This window comes from Psychrobacter sp. GW64-MNA-CIBAN-0177, assembly GCF_040309585.1.
GTDB classification, from domain to species: domain Bacteria; phylum Pseudomonadota; class Gammaproteobacteria; order Pseudomonadales; family Moraxellaceae; genus Psychrobacter; species Psychrobacter okhotskensis.
This window is the reverse complement of the sequence record NZ_JBEOOY010000130.1, coordinates 1-289: the sequence shown is the minus strand read 5'-3', so window position 1 is coordinate 289 and position 289 is coordinate 1. Positions and strand designations below refer to the sequence as shown.

Here is a 289-nt window from a genome sequence, read left to right as displayed (position 1 = left end):
GCCGATAGAAGCAGGTTATGAAGGTCGAACCGATGCGCCAATGATATTGCTGTTATCAACCGCTAGCCATCTGATTTGGCTCGGACGCTATAGCGAGCGGCTATATTACTATGACAATATCATGAAGCAGATGATTAAAGGCGATTTGAAAAAGTCACAAGTGCAACATTTGATTCATCATTTGGGCTTTGCCGTCAGTAGTAGCGAATCATTAAAAGTAATGAAAGCGCAATTAATGTGTGATTTAGAACAACAGCGGATTCCCAATGTTATTCAGTCTATTGAAACC

At 40.8% G+C, this 289-nt stretch carries 1 pseudogene; it reads left to right on the top strand.

Annotation, left to right across the window (positions count from 1 at the left end):
* A pseudogene (locus AAEY79_RS14475) lies at positions 1–289 on the top strand (circularly permuted type 2 ATP-grasp protein); the annotation flags it as partial.